Here is a 15,887-nt window from a genome sequence, read left to right as displayed (position 1 = left end):
TCGTCGTGCGGTGGCACCGCCATGCAGCACCGCAGGACGGCTGGTGGCGCCGAAGCCGGGTAAGGCAACCGGCCCTTCGCCGGCCGGTTCCGGAGCCGTACGGCTCAGCCGAAGCGGCCGGAGATGTAGTCCTCCGTCGCCTGCACGGACGGGTTGGAGAAGATCCGCTCGGTGTCGTCGATCTCCACCAGCTTCCCGGGCTGGCCCACGGCCGCCAGGTTGAAGAAGGCGGTACGGTCCGACACCCGGGCCGCCTGCTGCATGTTGTGGGTGACGATGACGATCGTGAACCGTTCCTTCAGTTCGCCGATCAGGTCCTCGATCGCGAGCGTCGAGATCGGGTCCAGTGCCGAGCAGGGCTCGTCCATCAGCAGGACGTCCGGTGCCACGGCGATCGCGCGGGCGATGCACAGCCGCTGCTGCTGACCGCCGGAGAGGCCCGAGCCGGGCTTGTTCAGCCGGTCCTTGACCTCGTTCCAGAGGTTGGCGCCGCGCAGCGACTTCTCCACCACGTCGGCCAGCTCGTTCTTCTTGTACGAGCCGTTGAGCCGCAGGCCCGCCGCGACATTGTCGAAGATCGACATCGTCGGGAAGGGGTTGGGGCGCTGGAAGACCATACCGACGGTACGGCGGACGGCGACGGGGTCGACGGAGGACCCGTACAGGTTCTCGTCGTCGAGCATCACCTTGCCCTCGACCCGGCCGCCGGGGGTGACCTCGTGCATCCGGTTGAGGGTGCGCAGGAAGGTGGACTTGCCGCAGCCGGAGGGGCCGATGAAGGCCGTCACCGAGCGGGGCTCCACGGTCATCGAGATGTCCTCGATCGCCTTGTGGGAGCCGTAGTAGGCGGTCAGACCGCTGACGTCGATTCGCTTGGCCATGAGTTCAGATCACTTCCCAGTCGCCGCGCTCAGCGGCCGGTTTTCGGGGCCTTCCAGCGGGCGATGCCGCGGGCCACCAGGTTGAGGAGCATGACGAAGACGATCAGGACCAGTGCGGCGGCCCAGGCGCGGTCGTACGACGCCTGACTGCCGACCCGGTACTGCTCCCAGATGTAGAAGGGGAGCGACGACTGGGCGCCTTCGAAGGGGTTGGTGTTGATCAGCTGGCTGCCGAAGACCAGCAGCATGATCGGGGCGGTCTCGCCGGCGATCCGGGCGACGGCCAGCATCACACCGGTGGTGATACCGCCGAGCGCCGTCGGGACGACCACCTTGATGATGGTGCGCCACTTCGGCACGCCGAGCGCCAGTGACGCCTCCCGCAGCTCGTTGGGGACGAGCTTCAGCATCTCCTCGGTGGACCGGACCACGACCGGGAGCATCAGGATCGCCAGCGCCAGCGCGCCCATCAGACCGGACGGGCTCAGCTCGAACATCAGCATGATGGAGAGCAGGAAGAGGCCCGCGACGATCGACGGGATGCCGGTCATGACGTCGACGAAGAACGTCACGGCCTTGGCGAGCGCGCCCTTGCCGTACTCGACCAGGTAGATCGCGGTGAGCAGCCCGATCGGCACCGAGACCAGGGCGGCGAGGCCGACCTGCTGGAGGGTGCCGACGATGGCGTGGTAGACGCCGCCACCGGCTTCGAAGCCGGGCACCCCGGCCATGGAGTGGGTGAGGAAGTAGCCGTCGAGCACCTTCGCGCCCCGGCTCACCGTCACCCAGATCAGGGAGAACAGCGGGACCATGGCGAGGATGAAGCAGACCCAGACGATGCTGGTGGCCAGCTTGTCGCGGGCCTGGCGCCGGTTCTCGACCGCCGAGGTGGCGGCGTACGAGATCGCCATGAAGAAGATCGCCGACAGCAGGCCCCACTGGACCTTGCTGTGCCAGCCGGCGACCGCGCCGAGGCCGCAGCCGAGTGCGGTGCCGGCGACGGCGAAGCCGGCGGGGGCCCAGCGGGGGAGGGAGCGGCCGGTGAGGCCGCTCGGTCCGGCCGCGCGGGCGGGCGCCGGGACGCTGTCCTTGATCGCTGTCTGGCTCATGCGTTGGCCCCCGAGTACTCCTTGCGGCGGGCGATGATCATTCGGGCGCCGCCGTTGACCAGCAGGGTGAGGATGAAGAGCACCAGGCCGGAGGCGATCAGCGCGTCCCGGCCCAGCTCGTTGGCCTCGTCGAACTTGGCGGCGATGTTCTGGGCGAAGGTGCCGCCGCCGGGGTTGAGCAGATGTCCGGAGATCAGGAAGCTCGGCGACAGTACGGTCGCCACGGCCATCGTCTCGCCCAGTGCCCGGCCCAGGCCCAGCATCGACGCGGAGATGACGCCGGAGCGGCCGAACGGCAGCACCGACATCCGGATGACCTCCCAGCGGGTGGCGCCCAGGGCCAGCGCGGCCTCCTCGTGCATCTTCGGGACCTGGAGGAAGACCTCCCGGCTGACGCTGGTCACGATCGGCAGGATCATGATCGCCAGCAGGATGCCCACGGTGAAGAGCGAGCGGGCGACGCCGATCTCGGTCTTCTCGAAGACGTACGTCCAGCCGAAGAACTGGTCCAGCCAGAGGTTGAGCCCCTCCAGGTAGGGGACCAGGAAGAGCGCGCCCCAGATGCCGTAGATGATCGACGGCACGGCGGCCAGCAGATCGACCACGTACGCGATCGGCGCGGCGAGCCTGCGCGGCGCGTAGTGGGAGATGAAGAGCGCGATGCCGACCGCGATCGGGACCGCGATCAGCATCGCGACGACGGAGCTGACGATCGTGCCGAAGAGCAGGACGGCGATGCCGAAGGCCGGCGGGTTGCCCGCCGGGTTCCAGTCGAAGGTGGTGAGGAAGTTCCCCTCGTTCTCCGAGAGGGCGATCGCCGCGCGGTAGGTGAGGAAGGCGGCGATCGACGCCATGATCACCAGCAGAAGGATGCCGGAGCCGCGCGACAGGGCGAGGAACACCTTGTCGCCCGCGCGGCCCGTCGACCCGCCGCGTGCGGCGAGGGTGCCGGTGGCCGCCCCGGGAGGCGGGGAGTCCAGTGGTTCTATGGGTGTCGTGGAAGCCATGGTCTTTCCGGTCTGTGTGGGGGAGGAAGGGCTCCCCTGGCGGCGGTGCACCGGATGGGCGGACGGGTGCGGGGGCGGGGCGGTCGGCCGGTGACCGCCCCGCCGTACGGGTGCCCGGGCGGAGGATTCCCTACCGTTTCGCATGGAATCGGATTCTCCACGCGATGTCGTACGGATCAGGCGTTCCGTGCGATGCCGTACGGAACAGCCGCCGGGCGGTCCCGGCCTCAGCTCAGTCCGGCGACCGTCTCGCGGACCTTCGCGTTGATCTCGGCCGGGATCGGGGCGAAGCCGGCGTCGGAGAGCACCTTCTGGCCCTCGTCGCTCGCCGTGTAGCCGAGGAACGACTTCACCGTGTCGAGGGTGTCGGACTTGTTGCCGGTGTCGCAGACGACCTCGTACGTGACCAGGACGATCGGGTAGGCGCCGTCGGCCTTGGTGGTGTAGTCGAGTTCGAGGGCGAGGTCCTTGCCGGTGCCCTTGACCTTGGCGGCGGCGATGGCCTTGGAGGCGTTCTCGGAGGTCGCCTTCACCGGGGCGGCGGCACCGGTGGCGATGTCGACCGTGGGGATGGACTGCGAGGTGGCGTACGACAGCTCGAAGTAGCCGATCGAGCCCTCGACCTGCTTGACCTGGGCCGCGACACCGGAGGAGCCGGAGGCCGCCTGGCCGCCGGGGGCGGGCCACTTCTTCTCGGCCTCGTACGGCCAGTCGGCCTCGGCGGTGGCGCCCAGGTACTTGCCCAGGTTCTGGGTGGTGCCCGAGTCCTCGGAGCGGTGGAAGGCCTGGATGGCCTTGTCCGGGAGGGACTTGCCCTTGTTCAGCTCGACGATCGCCGGGTCGTTCCACTTGCTGATCTTGTTGTTGAAGATCTTGGCGATGGTGGCGGCGTCCAGCGTCAGACCGTCCACGCCGGGGAGGTTGTAGCCGATCGCGACCGGGCCGCCGACCATGGGCAGGTTGATGCCCTGGCCGGTCTTGCAGACCTTCTTCGACTCGGCGACCTCGTCGGGCTTCAGTGCCGAGTCCGAGCCCGCGAAGCCGACCGTGCCCTGGGTGAAGGCGACGATGCCCTCACCGGAGGAGGAGGACTTGTAGTTGATCTCCACGCCCGAGCAGGCGGCCATGTAGTTCTTGACCCACAGGTCCATGGCGTTCTTCTGCGCGCTGGAACCGGACGCCAGCAGCTTGCCCTTGGCACCGTCGCACTTGATGTTCGACGCGGCGTTGGTCTTGCCGCCGGCGTTGCTCCCGCCGGTGTTGTCGTCCGAACCGCACGCCGTGAGGACCAGGGCCCCGGTGACGGCGAGGGCGCCGAGTGCGGTGGCGCGAAGCCCGTTCTTGCGCTGAAGCTTCACTTTCGGGTGTTCCTTCCAGAAGCCGCCGGGTTCCGGGTGGCCGGGACGGTGGGCGGCGTGGGTCGGGGGTGGGGTGAGCCGGTGCCGGTCACCTCGTAGGGCCGAAATTAGGCAGAACAGGTGAAGTGCCCCGAGGGGGTGGGTGAACGGCAGGTGAACCGTGTCGGGCGGCTGGGTGGCAGCGGTCGCGGGGGGACCGGTGGCCGGCGGAAGGGGGGGGCGAAAACGGGTCGAAAGGGCGGTGCGTGGGGGTGGGCGAGGCTTTCGCGGCGTGGCTGACGAAGGAGTCGGGGAACGGTTTTGCGAGCGGACGAACAGATGAACGGGCTGGTGGGCGCGGTGATACCGGGGGTACGGCCGGTTTCCGTGCCGTCGTCCGCAACCTAGCGCGCGGGAGCGGGTGCTGTGGGGGCCGTTACCCGTACGGGTGGCACGCGTTCGGGCCATCGGGGCGCGTTCTCGCCCCCGGCCGCGCCCCGGATCGGAGCGTTGTGGTGCCGGTCCGTCCGGCTCAGCGGCCCAGCGCCGTCAGCAGGGCCGTGACCAGTTCCCGGTCCCGTTCCTGGCTGAGCCGGGCCCGTGCGGCGGGGGGCGCCAGCCAGACCACCCGGTCCACCTCGTCACTTGGCGCGAACACGCCCCCGACGGCCTCGGCGGCCCAGTAGCGGACCTCTTTCGGGCGTCCCTCCACGGGATAGCGGACGGTCGGCAGCGGCGCCCCCAGCTCGCACTCCGCGCCGGTCTCCTCCAGGGTCTCCCGCAGCGCGCCCGCGTGCGCCGGTTCGCCCCGTTTCAGCTTGCCTTTGGGGTGTGACCAATCATCGTATTTCGGCCGGTGTACGAGGCAGATCTCCAGGCCGTCGGCGGTGCCGGGGGCCGCCCGCCACAGGACGCAGCCCGCGGCCAGGACCGGTTGTACGGTGCCGTCGGCCGCCTCGGGCGGGGGCGCGCTCATGAGAGGCGGGTCCCGACCGCGAGGGAGCCGGGCCAGACCTGCTGGAAGGCGAGCCGGACGGCCTCGACCTCATGGCGCTGGTCGGCGTGGAGGATCCCCAGGGCGTAGGCGGTGGCCGGGGCGATCCGGGGGGTTCCGGCGGCGTCGGCGGCGGCGTCCGCGGCCTCGGCGGCGTCGCGGTGGCGGTCGAGGAGGAGGCCCGCGCGGGCGAGGGCGGCCGGAGTGGTGCCGGGGCGGAGCGTCTCCAGCACCTCCAGGGCGTAGCGGTGCAGCCGGAGCAGTCTGCGGACCTGGTTCCAGGTCGCGTCCTGGGCCGCTTCGGCGGGCAGCCCGTTCATCAGGGCGTCGGCGGTGGTTTCGACGGAGTGCGGGTGTCCGGCCCGGCCCAGCGGCAGAACGGCGGCGGCCTCCACCAGGCGTCGCTCGGCGTCGGCGGCCACGGGCAGCAGGACGTCCCCGGCGCGGGTCGCGGCCGGCGGGCGCAGGGGGAGGTCGGAGACGAGGACGGCGACGGCGTCGGCGACGGCGTGGAAGCGGGCCGAGCCGAGGGCGTCGAGGGTCGCGGAGTGGGCCCGGGTCCTGGCGAGGGTGAGCCGCCGTTCCAGCAGGGCGGCGGCGCGGGTGGCACCCGTGGCGAGGGCGCCGGGGCCGCCCACCGGATGGCGCGGTACGGGCAGGGCGCCGGGCCCGGGCGCGGGGAGCGCGCCGGAGAGCCGGGTGAGGGCGTCGAGGAGGCGGCCGAGCCGGGACGAGCAGGCGTGCTCCCGGGTGAGGGTCTCGGCGAGCCAGGCGAGTTCGGTGCGGAGCCCGTCCGCCCAGACGGGGTCCAGCAGCGGCCGGAAGGTGTGGAGGGTGCCGCCGATCCGGCGCGACGCCATGCGCAGCGCGCGGGCGGCCAAGTCGGCGGAGGCGGCGTCGGCGCCGGTCGCGCCGCCCGCCCGGCTCTCCTCGTAGCGGCGCAGGCTGCGGAGGAAGTCCGCCGCCCGCGCGTTCAGATACGCGCCGAGTACGTCACCGGCGGGGGCGTCGGCAAGATCCCCGGGCCCGGGACCCTCGACGACGCCCGCGCCCGCCGCCTCGACGAGGCCCGCGCCCGGTCCCGCGACGCCACCCGCGCCCGCGCCCGGGGCCCGTACCTCCCGCACCTTCCGCACCTCCCGTACCGCGACCGTCGCCCGCCCCGGCGGTCCGCCCGCCGGAGGCAGGCCCGCCGGGGGCAGGTCCGGCGGCGGGCTCGGGGCCACGTCCACGGCCGTCCGCCCCCTCGCGGCGGCGGAGGAGGAGGGACCGGACGGGATCGGGTCAGGATTGTGCACGCCGGCGCCTCCGCGCGTCGATGAGCATCTCCTGCACATTCCGCAGCGGCGCCCCGTCGGCGTCCGTCGCGTGCCGGGTCCAGGAGCCGTCCGGGCCGAGGTGCCAGGACGAGATGGTGTCGGACATACCCGTCTCCAGGAGGCGGGTGAGGGCCGCGCGGTGGGCCGGGTCCGTGACCCGTACCAGCGCCTCGATCCGGCGGTCGAGGTTGCGGTGCATCATGTCGGCGCTGCCGAACCAGACTTCGGGCTCGCCGCCGTTGCCGAAGGCGAAGACCCGGGAGTGTTCGAGGAAGCGGCCGAGTACGGAGCGGACCCGGACGTTCTCGGAGAGCCCGGCGACGCCGGGGCGGATGGCGCAGATGCCCCGTACCCAGATGTCGACGGGGACCCCGGCCATCGCCGCCCGGTAGCAGGCGTCGATGATCGCCTCGTCGACCATGGAGTTGACCTTGATCCGGACGTAGGCGGGCCGCCCGGCGCGGTGGTGCGCGGCCTCCTTGTTGATCCGCGCCACCAGTCCGTCGCGGAGCGATTTGGGGGCGACGAGCAGCCTGCGGTAGGTCTCCCGGCGGGAGTAGCCGGAGAGCCGGTTGAACAGGTCGGAGAGGTCGGCGCCGACCTGCGGGTCGGCGGTGAGCAGCCCGAGGTCCTCGTAGAGCCGGGCCGTCTTGGGGTGGTAGTTGCCGGTGCCGACGTGCGAGTAGCGGCGCAGGGTCTCGCCCTCCTGCCGCACCACGAGGGACAGTTTGCAGTGGGTCTTGAGGCCGACGAGGCCGTAGACGACATGGCAGCCGGCCTCCTCCAGCTTCCGGGCCCATTTGATGTTGGCCTGTTCGTCGAAACGGGCCTTGATCTCGACCAGGACGAGGACCTGCTTGCCGGATTCGGCCGCGTCGATCAGCGCGTCCACTATCGGCGAGTCGCCGGAGGTGCGGTACAGCGTCTGCTTGATGGCGAGTACGTCGGGGTCGCCCGCGGCCTGCTCCAGGAACGCCTGGACGGAGGTGGAGAAGCTGTCGTACGGGTGGTGGAGGAGGACGTCGCGTTCCCGCAGCGCCATGAAGATGTCGGGCGCGGACGCCGACTCGACCTCGGACAGGTCGCGGTGGGTGCCCGCGATGAACTTGGGGTACTTCAGCTCGGGCCGGTCCAGTGCCGCTATCCCGAACAGACCGGTGAGGTCGAGCGGGCCGGGCAGCGGGTAGACCTCGGCGTCGGTGATCTTCAGCTCGCGGACCAGGAGATCGAGGACGTACGGGTCGATGGACTCCTCGACCTCCAGCCGTACGGGCGGCCCGAAGCGCCGCCGCATCAGCTCCTTCTCCAGCGCCTTGAGGAGGTTCTCGGCGTCGTCCTCCTCGACCTCCAGGTCCTCGTTGCGGGTGACCCGGAACATGTGGTGCGCCAGCACCTCCATGCCGGGGAACAGCTCCTCCAGATGGGCCGCTATCACGTCCTCCAGGGGCACGTACCGCTGCGGCGACGCCTCCAGGAAGCGGTTGAGCAGCGGCGGCACCTTGACCCGGGCGAAGTGGCGGTGGCCGCTGACCGGGTTGCGGACGACGACGGCCAGGTTGAGGGAGAGACCGGAGATGTACGGGAAGGGGTGCGCCGGATCGACGGCGAGCGGGGTCAGTACGGGGAAGATCCGCTGCCGGAACAGGGTGAAGAGCCCGGCCTGCTCCTTCTCGGTCAGATCCGGCCAGCGGATCAGATGGACGCTCTCCTCGGCGAGCGCCGGGGAGACGTCCTGCTGGAAGCAGGCGGCGTGCCGGGCCATCAGCTCGCGCGACCTGGTCCAGATCAGATCGAGCACCTCGCGCGGCTGGAGGCCGGAGGCGGAGCGGGTGGCGACGCCGGTCGCGATCCGGCGCTTGAGTCCGGCGACCCGGACCATGAAGAACTCGTCCAGGTTGGAGGCGAAGATGGCGAGGAAGTTCGCCCGTTCGAGGAGCGGGGTCGCCGGGTCCTCGGCCAGCTCCAGGACGCGCTCGTTGAAGGCGAGCCAGCTGCGCTCCCGGTCGAGGAAGCGGCCCGCGGGCAGCTCGGCGCCGTTGCCGTGGTGCTCTTCCTCGTAGGTGTCGAGGTCCGCGTCGAGATCGGGTTCCAGATCGGAGACCGTGGCGGCCACGGTGTGGGGCCGGTGCGCGGCGATGGAGCCGACGGACGGCTGGGGGTGCTGGACCGATGCCTCGGCAGGCTGCTGACTCATGAACCCATTCTTCCGCGTCAGGTGCGTGATGGGCGCGTCGGACCGGGGTGCGGGCATTCGTACGGCTTCCGGGTCGGGACCGGTGGCGGGGCCGCGTACGGATGACTGCATGGGGTGAGGGTGCCAGGGCCGTCTGAATGGCCGGTGAAGACCACATGACGTCCGGGAATCGGGCCGGACGTGCGCGGGGGGCGGTGGCTGGGCCGTTCGGGTGTACGGGACGGGACCCCCGGCCCCGTCCCGTACACCCGAACGCTGGTTGACGGTTCTACGACTCCGTGCGGTACATCAGGTCGACCTCGTGGGTGCGGAACCCGAGGCGCTCGTACACCCGCACCGCGGCGGTGTTGTCGGCGTCCACGTACAGCATCGCGGTCGGCAGCCCCTCGGCGGCGAGGTGGCGCAGCCCGACCGCGGTGAGGATCCTGCCGAGTCCGAGGCCCTGGGCGTCGGGCCGGACGCCGACCACATAGACCTCGCCGAGCTGCTCGGCCGCGTGCACCTTCGTCCAGTGGAAGCCGACGATCTCGCCGTCGCGTTCGGCGAGGAAGAAGCCCCGGGGGTCGAACCACGGCTCGTTCTTGCGGTCGTCGAGGTCGCGCTGGGTGAGCGAGCCCTGCTCGGGGTGGTGGGCGAACGCGGCGGCGTTGACCGCGAGCCAGGCCGTGTCGTCGGCGCCGGGCACGAAGGTCCGGATGGTGATCCCGCCGGGCAGGACCGGCTCGGACAGGTCGGCGGGGATCTCGGTGGGCCGCTCGGGCGAGGCCAGCGGGCGGCGCATCTGCCGCAGTTCGCGGAAGAGGGTGAGCCCGAGGACCTGCGCCAGATGCCGGGCCGCGGACTTGCCGCCGTGCGCCCAGACCCGCAGCCGCTTGCCCGAAGCGGCGAGCAGCGCGCTCCCGAGCGCCCGCCCGTGCCCGCGCCCGCGGTGCGAGGGGTGGACGACCAGCTCGGCGGCGGGAGCCTCGACCGGGTCGACGTCTTCGAGCTGGGCGTATCCGACGAGTTCCCCGCCGGCGCTGAGCAGCAGATGCCGTACGCCCGCGCGCTTCCCCCCGCGCAGCTGGAGCCGCCCCTGTTCGGAGACGGCCTGCGTCCCGTCCGCCGCCGCGGCCGCGTCCAGCAGGGCGAGTACGGCTCCGGCCTGGTCGGACGTGAGGACGTCGAGGTTCTCGATCCGCCGTCCCGGCTCCGGGATTCCTGCGTCAGTCGTCATGGGGGAAGCCTACGGCGGGGAGTTGCGGAGACCTATCACCCGAACCGAACGGCGTGCGGTCTTGCGAACGGTGTGCGGAGGGGCGTACGGTCATCTCAACGCACCGAACAGTGTGCGGAGTTACGTACAGCGTTCGAATCGTTTCTTCGAGGAGACCCGCGATGACCGTCAGCCCCACCGCCGCCGCCCGTGCCCGTACCGCCGTCCCGGCCGCCGCCTACGCCACCGCCGAGGCGCTGCTCCGCCACAACCGGGGAAAGCTGGTCGTCGGCGGCCGGATACGCCCCGTCTGGACTCCCGAGGGCGACCGGTTCTGGTACACCGTCGGCGACGGTGAGGGCGGCCGGAGGTTCGTGGTGGCCGACCCGGGCGCGGGCACCCGTACCCCCGCCTTCGACCACGACCGGCTCGCCGCCGCGCTGACCGCGGCCTCCGGGGTGCCCGCCGACGCCCGCGCCCTCCCCTTCGAGGCGATCGAACTCGCCCCCGGCGCGGTCGTGTTCGACACCCCGTCGGGCCGCTGGCGCTGCGATCTGGCGACGTACGACTGCGAGCCCGCGCCCGCCGGGACCTCCCGCGGCTTCCTGGAGGTCGCCGCCCCCGACGGCGCGCACACCGTCTTCCTGCGCGACCACGACCTGTGGCTCAGGTCGACCGCCGACGGCCGGGAGCGGGCGCTCACCACCGACGGCGGCCCCGACCACGAGTACGGCCTCAGCCCCTTCACGCCGCTCGTGCTGTTGAAGAAGCTGGGCATGGACCATCTGCCGCCCGCGGTCGCCTGGTCGCCCGACGGGCGCCGGATCCTCACCCACCGCACCGACCAGCGCGAGGTCCGCGAGACCCATGTCGTCGCCCCGGTCGCCGAGGACGGCGGCGGCCCCGAACTGATCACCCAGCGATACGCCTACCCGGGCGACGAAACCCTCCCCACCGGGGAACTCGTCGTCATCGACACCACCACCGGCGAGATCGTCCGGGCCCAGGACGAACCCCTCCTGATGCCGCTGATGTCCCCCGTCACCACCCGCTGGGCCTGGTGGTCCGACGACGGCACCGCGGTCTACTTCCTGCGCCGGTCGCGCGATGTCCGCACCCTCGACCTGTGCCGGCTGGACCCGGTCACCGGCGCGGTGCGCACCCTGGTCACCGAGTCCGGGCCGACCCGCGTCGACCCCGCCCAGCAGCAGCCCCAGGCCCCCATGGTCCGGGTGCTCGGCGGCGGAACGGAGGCGGTCTGGTACTCGCAGCGCGACGGCTGGGGACACCTCTATCTGTACGACACCGGCAGCGGCGCCGTACGCGGCCGGATCACCTCCGGGGAGTGGGCCGTCCAGGAGATCCTCCGGATCGACGAGGCCACCCGTACCGTCTACTTCGTGGCGTCCGGCCTGGTCGCCGGGCATCCGTACCGCAGGACCGTCTGCCGTGCCGGACTCGACGGCGGCGGCTTCGCCCGGATCACCGACGACGGTCTCGACCATGTCGTCACCGTCGCGCCCAACGCCGACTGCTTCATCGACTCGGCGTCCACCACGGGCATCCCGCCGGTCATCACGGTCCGCGGCTGGGACGGCCGGGTCCGCGCCGAACTGGAGCGCGCCGACATCACCCGCCTCACCGCCACCGGCTGGAGCCCGCCGGAGCCCTTCGTCACCAAGGCCGCCGACGGGGTCACCGACGTCCACGGAGTCCTCTACAAGCCGCACGGCTTCGACCCCGCGCGCCGCTACCCCGTCATCGACCACCCGTATCCCGGCCCGCACTTCAACCGGGTGTCCCCGGCCTTCGACCCGGGCATCCTCGGCCATGACGCGGAGGCCGTCGCCGCCCTCGGCTTCGTCGTCATCGCGATGGACGGCCGCGGGACCCCCGGCCGGGACAAGGCGTTCCACGACGTGTCGTACGGGCGGTACGAGATCGCGGGCTCGATGGACGACCACGTCGCCGGCATCCGCCAACTGGCGGCCGACCGCCCCTGGATGGACCTCGACCGGGTCGGCGTCTTCGGCCTCTCCGGCGGCGGCTACGCCACGGTCCGCGCCATGGCCGACTTCCCCGAGTTCTACAAGGTCGGCGTATCGGAGGCCGGCAACCACGAGGACCGGATCTACCACGCCTGGTGGTCCGAGACCTACGACGGCCCGGCCGCCGAGAACGACTACGCCCGCTCCTCCAACGTCGAGGACGCCGACCGCATCACGGGCAAACTGCTGCTGGTCCACGGCGGCATGGACGACAACGTCCACCCCCACCACACCCTCCGCCTCGCCGACGCCCTAATCGCCGCCGACAAGGACTTCGACCTCCTGATCGTCCCCCGCGCCGAACACGCCTTCTTCGGCTACGAGCACTACGTCAGCCGCCGCCGCTGGGACTACCTGCTGCGCCACCTGATGGGCGCGGAGCCCCCGAAGGGCTACCGCCTGACGCCGGTCCCGCTCGACGGCGAACTGATCGCGGACATCTTCGGCTGACGGCCCCTGGGGCGGGGGGCCGGGCGGGGCACTGGGCGGGGAGCCCGGTGCCCCGCCCCGGCTTCACCGGTTCCAGCGTGGCCCGGTTTCGGGGTCCCCGGCCCAGGCGTACTGGTGGTCCGGGGTGACGGTGAGCCCGTAGTCGTACCGCGAGGGCGACCCCGCCGCGATCCACTCCTCCCAGGCGGCCGCCAGCTCGTCGGCGGGCCTGCGGGGCCCGGCCTGCCGGACGACGGCACCTTCCCCGTGTGCCGTGATCGACGCCCACGACCGGGCGTCGGTGGTGTGGAGCCAGGCGTTGAGCCCGTCGTCGTCGGCGGCCACGGTGAACCGGAGGTCCGGCACCGCGACGCGCAGGGCGAACCGGAGGTCCCAGTCGTCCCGCAGCGGCGCGAGATCCCGCAGCCAGGGCCGCGCGTCCTCCGGGTCGCCGGTGCCGCGTACGGCCGCGTAGTCCGGCTCGCGCGCGGTGTCGCGGGCGGGCATGAACCGGGCCAGCCCCTGGACCCAACCGATGGCCGTACGCCCGTCGTCGCCCACATCGAGCGCGATATGCCCGAGCGGCCCCCACGGCAGGACGATCCGCCCACCGGGCCGGGTCTGCTCGACCCACGCCCAGGGCACCCGCTCGACGGCATAGGTCGCGATCACCCGGTCGTACGGCCCACCATGGGCGACGCCCCCGTCCCCGACGACCCCTCTCACCCCGGGCGCGTGATCGAGCAGCCTTGGGCCCGCCGCCTCGGCGAGCCCGGGATCCACCTCGACCGTGGTGACCCGCCCGCCCCCGGCCCGCCCGGCCACGAGCGCCGCGTTCCACCCGGTCCCGGTGCCCAGTTCGAGCACTTGGTGCCCCGGCGCCAACAGGAGGGAGTCGAGCATGTCGACGACGATCGCCTGACACGACAGGCTCGACGTCGCCAGCCCGTCGGTGACCTGGGTGACGCCGTCAGGAACGTCCTGCTCGATCGCGTATCCGAGACGCGGGTACTCGATGATCCGCTGGAGGTCGCCGACGAGCATGTCCACCACGAGCTTTTGATCGCCGATGCCGGTCGCGTACTCCTCGAAGGCCAGCTCCTCCGACGCGCACCGGATGTCCACCTCGGGCCAGACCCGGCGGGTGGTCGCGTAGGCGCGGCGTTCCATATACGGCTTGGTCACCAGGAGCACCGAGGCGGGCTCGATGCCCGTCCGGGCGAGGAGTTCACGGCTGAGGGCGATGTTGGCGCCGGTGTTGGTGGCGTCCGGCTCGACCAGGACCGCGTCATTGGGGACGCCGAGGGCGAGAGCGTGCTCGCGGTAATGGACCGCTTCGCCCCGGGGAAACCGGCGCCGTGTAGTGGGGTGTTAGCGGTCGGCCTCCGCAGGTCGGACGCATCGCCCGCTGCCTCCGCGCGGAAGGCGCTGACCCTAGGCCCTTCTGGACCGAACGGGTGGGAATGGCGGTTCGCCTGGCGAGTGGTGAGGCGTTTTGCCTAGGCTGCCTCGGCATGAAGGGGTGGCCATCAGGGGCCGCTTCGCGGTGATGGGTGCGGGAGAACAACCGGTGGACCGCTACGGCAACAAGTCCGGCAAGCTGGTGCGGGACCGGATTCCGCAGATCATCCGCGAGGACGGGGCCGAGCCGGTCACCTACACCGCGAGTCCGCAGGAGTACCGCGACCGGCTGCGGGACAAGCTCTGCGAGGAGGCCGCCGAGGTATTGGAGGCCGACGATGAGAAGGCGCCGGAGGAACTCGCGGACGTCCTGGAGGTCGTGCACGCACTCGCCGCAGACCTGGGGATCGACACGGACCAACTGGAGAAGATCCGCGAGGCCAAGGCGAGGGAACGCGGCGGCTTCGCGGAGCGGATCGTCTGGACCGGCAACCGCTGACCGTTGCGACGAGAAGTCGGTACACGACTTCGTGCACCAGGCCGTACTCGACTGGGGACGTTGGTGGGTACGCGGATACGTGCACCACGGCGCGGACGACTGGGGACGTTCGTCCGTACGCCTTTACGCCGCCGGTTTGGTCAGGACCACATGGCAGACCCCGGGCAGCGGCAGCACCGGGGCTGCTTCGGCGGGCAGGAGCCCGGCCTGGCGGGCCAGCGCGGTGATCTCGCCGGGCGCGATGCCGCGCTGGAAGGTTCCCTTGGACTGGCTGGACCAGAATCCGTCGTGATGGACGCTCCAGCCGCCGTCCGCGGCGGCCTTGGTGATCTCCTCCGGTGAGCGGGTGACGACCACGAGATGCCCGCCGGGGCGGGCGAAGGACGCCGCGTCCTTGAGGGCCTGGATCCGCTGCCATGGGTCGGGCAGCACGTTGAGGACGAACATCGAGGTGACCAGGTCGAACCCGCTGTGTTCGGGGCGGGGCCAGCCGAAGTCGCCGTGCGGGTCGAAGCCCTCGGCGGCCAGGTTCACCGCCCGGTAGTGGGCGACGTCGGCGCCCCGGCCGCAGCCGTGGTCCAGGACGCTCTTGATGCCGAGCGGGCCGGTCAGGTGCTCGGTCACCGCCCGGGAGGCTGGGGAGGGCGTCTGGCGGCTCATCGCGGTCTTATGGGGCTGATACTCCCGCCGGGCCGGATCGGCGGCGGGCCCGTCGCCGGTCAGCTCGCTCAGCGCGAAGAGCACATCGTCCGGCTCGGCTGCCTGCAGGGCCAGCGGCAGGTCGATCAGCAACGCGGAGTGGTCGGTGAACGCGGAGGGGCCGCTTCGCACCGAGGAGTCCACGGTGACGGTGGTCGTCTCCGTCAGATGGCCACTGAGCAGGGCGAGATCGCAGCGGAAGCGGCTGGGCTGGCTGTTGAAGACCCGCTCGAAGGTGAAGACGGGCACCTCGTCGGCGGTGGTGTCGTCCAGGTTCGCGGCCTGCGTCAGCTGTTGCAGAGCGCGTCGTTCGACCTCGGTGGTGAAGGTGCTGGTGTCCTCCCCGAACAGGCCGTCCTTGGGACGGGGGGCGAGATTGAAGTCTCCGCAGACCAGCAGTGGGCGCCCGTTCTCGGCCGTTGCCATCGCGGTGAGTTCGGCCAGCTGGGCGGCCCGTGAGGCACTGGCATAGGCGTCGAGATGCACCTGCAGGACGACAAGCCACTCCAGCTCGACCCGCTGAACCCACGGGGCCGGAGCGGACACGGTCGGCGGAGCCAGGTCCTCGCTGATCCAGGCGGCCAGATGCCCGTCCCCGCCGGCGAAGGCGAAGCCGCCCAGCGTCGGCGGCGTCCGCTCGGTGGGCTTGAACGGCTCCTGGGCGAGCACGATCTTCACACCGTGCTCGCGAAGCCAGGCGGCGAGGTTCGCGCGGGCGCCGGAGGCGCCGAGCCGTTTGTTGAGGTTGACCGAGGCCAGCAGCACGAGGGTCCTC

The 15,887-nt window shown here is 71.6% G+C and carries 11 protein-coding genes and 1 pseudogene; 2 read left to right on the top strand and 10 right to left on the bottom strand.

Features of this window, described 5'->3' with window-relative positions; all coding sequences use genetic code 11:
* Nucleotides 1-104: 104 nt before the first annotated feature.
* From pstB to mshD, 8 genes are all read right to left on the bottom strand, one after another.
* Nucleotides 105-881: a phosphate ABC transporter ATP-binding protein PstB gene (gene pstB / locus ACFXG1_RS19770; RefSeq protein WP_384718224.1), complete on the bottom strand. Its 777-nt coding sequence runs from the start codon at nt 879-881 to the stop codon at nt 105-107.
* A gap of 29 nt (nt 882-910) precedes the next feature.
* Nucleotides 911-1,990, bottom strand: a complete 1,080-nt coding sequence (gene pstA, locus ACFXG1_RS19765) for a phosphate ABC transporter permease PstA (RefSeq protein ID WP_384718222.1) — start codon at nt 1,988-1,990, stop codon at nt 911-913.
* Nucleotides 1,987-2,997, bottom strand: coding sequence for a phosphate ABC transporter permease subunit PstC (pstC, locus tag ACFXG1_RS19760; protein ID WP_384743811.1), 1,011 nt, complete (start codon nt 2,995-2,997; stop codon nt 1,987-1,989). Before pstC ends, pstA begins: the two co-directional genes overlap by 4 nt.
* Before the next feature lie 227 nt (nt 2,998-3,224).
* Entirely contained in the window at nt 3,225-4,355 is a 1,131-nt protein-coding gene (gene pstS / locus ACFXG1_RS19755) for a phosphate ABC transporter substrate-binding protein PstS (protein WP_384721386.1), read from the bottom strand.
* Nucleotides 4,356-4,866: 511 nt separating this feature from the next.
* Complete coding sequence (locus ACFXG1_RS19750) at nt 4,867-5,310, bottom strand: NUDIX hydrolase (protein WP_384721383.1); 444 nt, start codon at nt 5,308-5,310, stop codon at nt 4,867-4,869.
* Nucleotides 5,307-6,560 carry a CHAD domain-containing protein gene (locus ACFXG1_RS19745; RefSeq protein WP_384743808.1) on the bottom strand — a complete coding sequence of 418 codons (1,254 nt, stop codon included), beginning with the start codon at nt 6,558-6,560 and terminating at the stop codon, nt 5,307-5,309. The genes ACFXG1_RS19750 and ACFXG1_RS19745 overlap by 4 nt, the downstream gene beginning before the upstream one ends.
* A gap of 52 nt (nt 6,561-6,612) precedes the next feature.
* Nucleotides 6,613-8,841, bottom strand: a complete 2,229-nt coding sequence (locus ACFXG1_RS19740; RefSeq protein WP_384708715.1) for an RNA degradosome polyphosphate kinase — start codon at nt 8,839-8,841, stop codon at nt 6,613-6,615.
* A gap of 268 nt (nt 8,842-9,109) precedes the next feature.
* Nucleotides 9,110-10,057, bottom strand: a complete 948-nt coding sequence (mshD, locus tag ACFXG1_RS19735; protein WP_384708718.1) for a mycothiol synthase — start codon at nt 10,055-10,057, stop codon at nt 9,110-9,112.
* Between the two features lie 161 nt (nt 10,058-10,218).
* Between mshD and ACFXG1_RS19730 the strand changes: the two genes are divergently transcribed.
* Nucleotides 10,219-12,534 (top strand): DPP IV N-terminal domain-containing protein, encoded by a 2,316-nt coding sequence (locus tag ACFXG1_RS19730; protein WP_384708721.1) that lies wholly within the window; start codon nt 10,219-10,221, stop codon nt 12,532-12,534.
* A 63-nt stretch (nt 12,535-12,597) separates the two neighbouring features.
* Here ACFXG1_RS19730 and ACFXG1_RS19725 read toward each other — a convergent pair.
* Nucleotides 12,598-13,881 (bottom strand): annotated as a pseudogene (locus tag ACFXG1_RS19725) (ElyC/SanA/YdcF family protein); the annotation flags it as partial.
* A 154-nt stretch (nt 13,882-14,035) separates the two neighbouring features.
* Here ACFXG1_RS19725 and ACFXG1_RS19720 point away from each other — a divergent pair.
* Nucleotides 14,036-14,413: a hypothetical protein gene (locus ACFXG1_RS19720; protein WP_384708724.1), complete on the top strand. Its 378-nt coding sequence runs from the start codon at nt 14,036-14,038 to the stop codon at nt 14,411-14,413.
* Between the two features lie 123 nt (nt 14,414-14,536).
* On the opposite strand, the gene ACFXG1_RS19715 is transcribed toward ACFXG1_RS19720, so the two are convergent.
* Complete coding sequence (locus ACFXG1_RS19715; protein ID WP_384708727.1) at nt 14,537-15,877, bottom strand: endonuclease/exonuclease/phosphatase family protein; 1,341 nt, start codon at nt 15,875-15,877, stop codon at nt 14,537-14,539.
* Between the last annotated feature and the right edge of the window lie 10 nt (nt 15,878-15,887).

Source organism: Streptomyces sp. NPDC059248 (assembly GCF_042753905.1).
Lineage (GTDB): Bacteria > Actinomycetota > Actinomycetes > Streptomycetales > Streptomycetaceae > Streptomyces.
The sequence above is the reverse complement of the archived record's forward strand: the minus strand, read 5'-3'. Positions and strand labels throughout refer to the sequence as shown.

Excerpts from the sequence above, each read along its gene's own strand:
- pstB (WP_384718224.1), bottom strand. The coding sequence starts at position 881 with ATGGCCAAGCGAATCGACGTCAGCGGTCTGACCGCCTACTACGGCTCC.
- pstA (WP_384718222.1), bottom strand. The coding sequence starts at position 1,990 with ATGAGCCAGACAGCGATCAAGGACAGCGTCCCGGCGCCCGCCCGCGCG.
- pstC (WP_384743811.1), bottom strand. The coding sequence starts at position 2,997 with ATGGCTTCCACGACACCCATAGAACCACTGGACTCCCCGCCTCCCGGG.
- ACFXG1_RS19750 (WP_384721383.1), bottom strand. The coding sequence starts at position 5,310 with ATGAGCGCGCCCCCGCCCGAGGCGGCCGACGGCACCGTACAACCGGTC.
- ACFXG1_RS19740 (WP_384708715.1), bottom strand. The coding sequence starts at position 8,841 with ATGAGTCAGCAGCCTGCCGAGGCATCGGTCCAGCACCCCCAGCCGTCC.
- mshD (WP_384708718.1), bottom strand. The coding sequence starts at position 10,057 with ATGACGACTGACGCAGGAATCCCGGAGCCGGGACGGCGGATCGAGAAC.
- ACFXG1_RS19730 (WP_384708721.1), top strand. The coding sequence starts at position 10,219 with ATGACCGTCAGCCCCACCGCCGCCGCCCGTGCCCGTACCGCCGTCCCG.